Consider the following 7,156-nt stretch of genomic DNA (forward strand, 5'->3'; position numbering starts at 1 on the left):
ATGCTCCGGTCAGACCAGTGCGCGCACGGCGGCCGCGACGTGGTCGGGGGTGAATCCGAATTCCTTGAAGAGCCGCTCCGCGGGAGCCGACGCACCGAAATGGTCGAGCCCGATCGCGGTCCCGCGGCTCCCTGTCCAGCGACACCAGCCGAACGACGAGGCGGCTTCGACTGACACTCTCGCGGTGATGGACGACGGCAGCACCCGCTCGCGCCACACGTCGTCCTGGGCCGCGAACAGCTCCCACGACGGCATCGACACGACGCGCGTGGGAATCCCTTCTCCGTCCAGTGTCTCCGCCGCCTTGATTGCCACCTGTACTTCGCTGCCGGTCGCGATCACGATGGCGCGCGGCGGCTGTGACGGTTCACGAAGAATGTACGCGCCGCGCGCGGTTTCGCCCACGGCGTCGGCCGCCCGCGCTTGCGCCGGGAGCTTCTGCCGGGTGAGAATCAGCGCGGTCGGTCCGTCGGTGTGATGCATCGCTGCTTTCCACGCTTCGACCGTCTCGGCCGCGTCGGCGGGGCGGAGGGCCACCATCCCCGGGATGCTCCGCAGCATCGCGAGCTGTTCCACTGGTTGATGCGTCGGACCGTCTTCGCCGAGACCGATTGAATCGTGGGTGAAGATGTAGATCGGCGCCTGCTTCATCAGCGCGGCAAGGCGCACTGCCGGCTTGCAGTAGTCGAGGAAGATCAGGAATGTCGCGCCGTACGGGCGGAATCCCCCGTGCACCGCGATGCCGTTGAGCGCCGACATCATGCTGTGTTCCCGCACGCCCCAGTGCATGCGCGGCCCGGTGGTCTCGGCGTCGAAGATTTCGCCGATCTTGATATTCGTGCCGTTGCTGCCGCCGAGATCCGCGGAGCCGCCCATCAATGCGGGGACGCCCTTCGCAATCACTTCGAGCGCCTTCTGCGACGCCTGGCGCGTGGCGAGTGATTCCTTGGAGAGATCGGGGAGCGACGCCTCCCAGTTGGCCGGAAGCTCTCCGGCGAGCCGGCTCCGGAAGAGCGATGCCTCAGGGCTCCTGGCGAGCCGTGCTTCCCACGTCGACACCATCGTGTCGCCACGCGCCAGCAGCGGACGCATTTCATCGTACGCTTCGGGTGCGACGTGATACGGATCCTGCGGCCAGTGCAGGATCGCCTTGGTTCTTGCGACTTCGTCCCGGCCGAGCGGTGCGCCGTGCGCTTCCGGCGTCCCCTCCTTGGTCGGCGCGGGATTGCCGATCACGGTGCGGAGGCGGATCAGCGTCGGCCGCTCCGACTGCGACGCGGCATCGGCGAGCGCCGCATCGATCGCGGCGAGGTCGTTGCCGTCGTCGACGTGCAGCGTCCGCCATCCGTACGCCTGGAAGCGCTGCTCGACGCTCTCGGTGAAGGTGATGCTGGTATGCCCGTCGATGGTGATCTGATTGTCGTCGTAGATCACTGTCAACTTCCCGAGCTGCAGATGGCCCGCCAGCGACGCCGCCTCGCTCGCGACCCCCTCCATCATGTCGCCGTCGGACGCGAAGACCCAGGTGCGGTGGTCGACGAGGTCGGTGCCGAACTGCGAGGCGAGGAGCCGCTCGGCGATCGCCATTCCCACGGCGTTTCCCATCCCCTGACCGAGGGGGCCGGTCGTCGTTTCGACGCCGACGGTGTGGCCGTGTTCCGGATGACCCGGAGTCTTCGACCCCCACTGCCGGAAGTTCTTGATGTCGTCGAGCGAGAGGTCGTACCCCGAGAGGTGCAGCAGCGAGTACAGGAGCAGCGACGCATGGCCGCACGACAGCACGAACCGGTCGCGGTCGGGCCAGTCGGGGTGATGCGGGGCGTGCTTGAGATGGCGGCGCCAGAGCAGGTATCCCACCGGGGCCAGCGCCATCGGCGTGCCGGGGTGGCCGGAGTCGGCGGCCTGCACCGCGTCCATCGCCAACACCCTGATCGAGTTGATGACCTGCCAGGCTGCGGCGTCGTTGATCGGCGGCTTGCTGGAAATGGCAGCGGTGGTTGGCACTGGTTCCGCCTGCGTGTGGAGTCCGAACGTTGGGTGCAGCAAGATAATGGGCGCCAGCCGAACTATCTTGCGAGCCGATGCAATACCAGATGAAGCAGAAGCTCTTCTCCTGGGGCGACGACTTCACCATCCGAGACAGTGCCGGAAACGACGCCTTCTTCGTCGACGGCAAGGTCTTCTCCCTCGGGCATCAACTCTCGTTTCAGGACATGTCGAAACGCGAGCTCGCCTTCATCAAGCAGAAGCTCCTCGCCTGGGGTCCCACCTACGAACTCTATCGTGACGGGGCACTCGCCGCCGTGGTGAAGAAGCAACTCTTCACGCTGTTCCGTTGCACCTTCAGCGTCGATGTCCCCGGTCCCGATGATCTCTCCGCCCTGGGCAACTTCACCGACCACGAGTACGTGATCTCGCGCGGCGGCAACGCCGTCGCCACGGTGTCGAAACAATGGTTCGCACTGACCGACACGTACGGCGTCGATGTCGCCGATGGGGAAGACGCCGTGCTGCTCCTCGCCAGTACCGTGGTGATCGACATGGCATGTCACCCGGACGACAACCGGCGATGAGGCGACGGATCCCGCACCATGTCGTCTGAACGGCGCAATTTTGACGCGGAAGGGTTCAACAGCGCCGCGTGGCCTGATCCCGCGGCCCCCGGCGGAATCACCGAGACGGCGCGGTTCTTCTCCAGGAGCCACGCCCCGGTCCCCCATGTCGATCCGGACCGATGGCATCTCGAGATCGGCGGCCTCGTCCAGCGGCCACAGCAGCTCCGCCTCGCCGATCTCGCCGCGATGCGCCGCCGCGAAGTCACGGCAACGCTGGTCTGCGCCGGATTGCGCCGGTCGGAGCTCCTCCGCGTGGCGCCCCTTCCCGGTGAACTTCCGTGGGGTCCCGAACCAGCGAGTACCGGCCGGTGGAGCGGGGTCCCGCTCGCCGACATCCTCGGAATCGTCGGCATCGACCCCGATGCACGGTATGTCGAATTCACCGGGCTCGATCAGATCGATCGCGATGGGCGCCAATTCGGCTTTGGCGGCTCGATCGACATCGAGAAGGCGCGCACCGCCGACGTGATTCTCGCGACGCATCTCAATGACGAGCCGCTGGCAGCGCGTCACGGAGCGCCGGTACGCGCCGTCGTTCCCGGGTGGATCGGGGCGCGCAGCGTGAAATGGCTCGGCGCGATCACCCTCCGCCGTGATCCGTCGGACAACTACTTCCAGACCCGCGCCTACCGGATGCAGCGCGAGATCGACCCGTCGAAACCGCGCGATGTTTCCGCCGGGACGGCGCTGGTAGAGGTATCGCTCAACGCGGTGATCGTCGACCCTCGCGACGGCGCCAGATGCCGGCCGGGGCCAATCACCATCCGGGGTTGGGCAATCGGGTCGGGGGGTACGCCGCTCCGATCGGTCGAGGTCTCGGCCGATGACGGCATCCACTGGACCGCGGCCCGGATCTCCCCGACCGGACGGTGGGCGTGGAGTCTCTGGGAAGCCAACCTGTCATTCCAGACCGGCACGCACGTCATTGCAGTAAAGGCGACGGATGCCGACGGCCGAACCCAACCGGCTTCACTCGATGAGGTGTGGAATGTCAAAGGCTACTGCAACAACGCGTGGCATCGAATTGCCATTGAGGTCGACTAGGGGAGGTCGCGCCGGCCGCGTGATCCTCGCGCTCGCTGCGGCCGCGATCGGCGCAGCACCGCTGGCGGCGCAGGCCGGCCCGGCCCGCATCATCATCGTCCGTCACGGCGAGAAACCGGGCGACTCACGCAATCCCCATCTCTCTCCAGCCGGCGTGAAGCGATCACACGATCTGGTGACCTTCATCACCACCACCCCGGCGATTCGGGACGGCGGCCTTCCGGTCGCGATCTACGCCACGCAGACGACGCACGATGCCGACGGCCAGCGCACCCAGGAAACGGTTGCGCCGCTCGCGCACCAGCTCGGCCTGGCCGTCCGCACACCATATCACGGCAGCGAGCCGGTCAAGCTCGCACGCGCAATTCTGCACGATAAGTCACTCGCGGGGAAGACGATCCTCATCTGCTGGAATCACGAAGAACTCCCGCAGCTCGAAGCGGCGCTCGGCGCACGACCGCTATCGCGGAAGTGGAAAAGCAGCAACTTCGACGAAGTCGACGTGATCACCTACCACAAGGGACGCGCGGCGCTGGGCGTCACCCGCTACGGCGCGCCGTAAGTCGAAGCGACGGCACCCTGCGGCGCGTCAATCCGCGGGGCGTCGCGGTCCGAGCAGCGACACCCAGCCGCATTCGCTCAGTACGTCGAGATAACGGTGCAGTCCGTCGGTTCCGATCACGAACGGATTGGTCATCGGTCCCTTGGCGCGTCGGAGTGAATCCATCCTCGGCACGGCATTGTCGACAAAGGGGTAGCTGTTGAGCTCGACATCGGCGTGCGCCGAGTCGGCAACCTTCGACAGGTGCGCCAGCGATGTGATGTAGGCGTTCTTCATGTCGCTTCCGGCCGGAATCTCGGTGCCCCCCAGGACCACTGCCGTGTGCGGCGTGCCGTGATCGGTCACCGGGACGATGACCGAAATCGTACCAGCAGTATGCGATGGAGTCATGAGGACCGTCACCGTTTCGTTGCCGAGGGTGAACGTCTGCCCGTCGACTGCGGTGAGATCGCGATGGGGTACGTCATCGACGGCCGCGCTCTCGTTCCCGGCTGACCGGTTTCCGCCCGTCGAGCCGCTGCGGCCGAATCCGCCACCACCGCCGCCGCGTCCTCCGCCAAACCCTCCGCGGCCGCCACCAAATCCGCCGCCGCCGCGACCACCCGTGCCGCCGCCCCCACCGCCGCCTCCGCCGCGCCGGCTGCCACCGCCGAGCGAATCACCCGCGCGAGTGCGCGACGGCCGGATCGCCGCGAGGCGTGCCGCTTCCGTCCAGTCTTCGGGTGACATGATCACCTGTGCTGCGTACTTGTCCTGGAAATATTTCGCGCCGCCGTATTCGTCGCCGTCGGCTTGCGTGACAATCACGTACTTCACTTGCGCCGGATCGAGGCCGACCTTGCGGAGCCCGCCCGCCACCATCGACTCGGCCGACCCGGTGTGCATTGCGTTGATCAGGATGATCCCCGCCGACGTCTGCACCGCCCACGCGCCGAGGCGGTCGGTTCCGACGTAATACAGGTTGTCGAAGACGCGGGTCGGCGGAAGGTGGGATTCCTTCCCACCGGCACGATACGGATCCCCCTCGCCGAGTTCGTTGCATTGCACCTCCTCCGTGGTCAGGAAGGCACTTCCAGCGAGTTCGCGCGCCCGGGCGAGGTGCTGTCGCGCTTCATCCGTTGGACTTTGCGCATCAAGACGCGCCGGCGAACAGACGATCAGCGAGCAGGTGGTGGCAGCGATCAGGAATCGAATCGGGTGGTGACGCATCGGCATCAGGCTCCGTGTATTTGCGTGGGACGATGCGATGCTCGTCGCGTTATCTTCGTTCCATTCCGAGCAGCACGCCATCCGCTGTTGCTACACTACGCACAGCCCCACCCGAAGGACGACGATGATCCCGGCGCGCGACGCTTTGAAACGATTGCAGGACGGTAACCACCGCTTCGTCGAACATGTGCGCAGTTCCGACGCATACCTGAGCCAGACTCGCCGCGCCGACCTCGCGGCGAAGCAGCCGCCGTTCGCGATCATCCTCGGATGCTCCGATGCGAGGGTGCCAGCGGAGATCGTCTTCGATCAGGGGCTTGGCGACCTGTTCGTCATCCGCGTCGCGGGGAACATCGTCGCGCCGTCGCAGATCGCCAGTGTCGAATTCGCCGCCGCCCGCTTCGGGACCCGGCTCGTGATCGTGATGGGTCACACCGATTGCGGCGCGATCCGCGCGACGATCGAGGAATTGCGGGACCCCTCGCCGGCCGGCTCCCACGCGCTCGATGCGATCGTCAATCGCGTCCGGCCATCGGTGGAAGAACTCCTGAGCACCGATCTCGTCAACGATCTCCCGGCGCTCGCGGCGCGCGCAGTCCGGGCCAACATCCGCGCGTCGGTGTCACACCTGCGCCACGGATCGCAGACGATCGAGCAGCTGGTTCGTGACGACGGTCTGTGGATCGTCGGCGCGGAATACTCGGTCGAAACCGGCATCGTCGATATCTTCGACGCCGACATCCCGGCGCACTGAATCGAGCGAAGGACTGATGTAGCAGAACGGGGCGGCCTTTCAGCCGCCCCGCCGCATTTCCATTCTCTGCAATCGGCTAGTGCTTCATCACCTGGCCACGGATCTCACCGTTCGGGTTCGTGGCGGTGTGGACGTTTACGTACGCATTGCCGTTGTTCAGGAGCGTCTTCAGCGAATCGCCGGAGATTCCCGGGTTGGCTCCCTTCCTCAGGTCAAGCGTTCCCGATGCCACCGTGCCGTCCTTGATATGCTTGACGGTGAACGTGTAGACCGGCGGACCGGCTACGCCCGCGGCCCCGACATGGATGTGCGCCGCGGTCGCAGTGTTGGAAAGATTATGGACAGTCACGTCGTAATGGAGCATCGAACCGGTCAGCGTGAGGGTGGCGGTACCGGTTGCGGTCGACGTTGTTGCGGGGGTCTCGCTCGCACCGGACATCTCGGCGGTGTACTTGACGCTCTGGGCATGATGGATAACCGGACGCGGCCCGGGGGCGGCGGCGAGTCCGATAACGGCGATGGTCATGAACATGTGATCCTCGGAGTGTTGGACGGCTCCGGGGACGACGGTCAGTCGGTCGGACGCACCGCAGATGCTATTGCGGGTGCGCTCCCGTCAGCAGCTTGGTCAGGTCGGCGATGGCGATCCGTCGCACCGGTCGGGACCGGATGAATACCACCGTCTTGCCGTCGGGGGTCAGCGTGGCGGCACCTTCATCCGCGGCGGTGTGCGTCAGTTGGCGGCGAACTCCCGTCTTCCGGTCGAGAAGACCCAAATCGCGAGTTGCGCCGTTCACCTGGAGATAGAGGATTTTCGAGCCGTCGTCCGAGACGTACGCCAGATTGTCGCCGGGATTCAATAGCGACGCGGCGTCCTTCTCGCTTCCCATCGGCACCGCATAAAAAGCAAAGCCGCCGGCGGCGGGCTGGGCGACAATTGCAGAATCACCCGGAAGGAGATCGACCGCGAAC

Annotated in this window: 8 protein-coding genes; 4 read left to right on the top strand and 4 right to left on the bottom strand. The window is 65.9% G+C overall.

All coding sequences use genetic code 11. From position 1 onward, the window contains the following. Nucleotides 1–9: 9 nt before the first annotated feature. A complete protein-coding gene (gene tkt / locus VGM20_13050; GenBank protein HEY4101794.1) occupies nucleotides 10–2,004 on the bottom strand; it encodes a transketolase in 1,995 nt (664 codons plus the stop codon). A gap of 77 nt (nucleotides 2,005–2,081) precedes the next feature. On the opposite strand from tkt, the gene VGM20_13055 reads away from it, so the two are divergent. The 3 genes from VGM20_13055 to VGM20_13065 are packed head-to-tail and all read left to right on the top strand — an operon-like array spanning nucleotide 2,082 to nucleotide 4,221. Next, the gene (locus VGM20_13055; protein HEY4101795.1) at nucleotides 2,082–2,573 is read left to right on the top strand and encodes an LURP-one-related family protein; all 492 of its coding nucleotides are present in this window, start codon (nucleotides 2,082–2,084) and stop codon (nucleotides 2,571–2,573) included. Nucleotides 2,574–2,591: 18 nt separating this feature from the next. Continuing rightward, nucleotides 2,592–3,659, top strand: coding sequence for a sulfite oxidase (locus VGM20_13060; GenBank protein HEY4101796.1), 1,068 nt, complete (start codon nucleotides 2,592–2,594; stop codon nucleotides 3,657–3,659). Between the two features lie 19 nt (nucleotides 3,660–3,678). Continuing rightward, the gene (locus VGM20_13065; GenBank protein ID HEY4101797.1) at nucleotides 3,679–4,221 is read left to right on the top strand and encodes a hypothetical protein; all 543 of its coding nucleotides are present in this window, start codon (nucleotides 3,679–3,681) and stop codon (nucleotides 4,219–4,221) included. A gap of 27 nt (nucleotides 4,222–4,248) precedes the next feature. Here the strand turns inward: VGM20_13065 and VGM20_13070 are convergent, their stop codons facing one another. Next, nucleotides 4,249–5,436: an MBL fold metallo-hydrolase gene (locus VGM20_13070; GenBank protein ID HEY4101798.1), complete on the bottom strand. Its 1,188-nt coding sequence runs from the start codon at nucleotides 5,434–5,436 to the stop codon at nucleotides 4,249–4,251. A gap of 118 nt (nucleotides 5,437–5,554) precedes the next feature. Here VGM20_13070 and VGM20_13075 point away from each other — a divergent pair, with 118 nt between their 5' ends. After that, on the top strand, nucleotides 5,555–6,184 hold the full coding sequence (locus VGM20_13075) for a carbonic anhydrase (GenBank protein HEY4101799.1): 630 nt from the start codon (nucleotides 5,555–5,557) through the stop codon (nucleotides 6,182–6,184). A gap of 76 nt (nucleotides 6,185–6,260) precedes the next feature. On the opposite strand, the gene VGM20_13080 is transcribed toward VGM20_13075, so the two are convergent. Together VGM20_13080 and VGM20_13085 are read right to left on the bottom strand one after the other, a co-directional pair. Next, nucleotides 6,261–6,710 (bottom strand): CHRD domain-containing protein, encoded by a 450-nt coding sequence (locus tag VGM20_13080; GenBank protein ID HEY4101800.1) that lies wholly within the window; start codon nucleotides 6,708–6,710, stop codon nucleotides 6,261–6,263. Nucleotides 6,711–6,780: 70 nt separating this feature from the next. Continuing rightward, a partial coding sequence (locus tag VGM20_13085; GenBank protein ID HEY4101801.1) for a hypothetical protein occupies nucleotides 6,781–7,156 on the bottom strand: 376 nt, incomplete at its 5' end.

Source organism: Gemmatimonadales bacterium, from assembly GCA_036500345.1.
GTDB lineage: Bacteria > Gemmatimonadota > Gemmatimonadetes > Gemmatimonadales > GWC2-71-9 > Palsa-1233.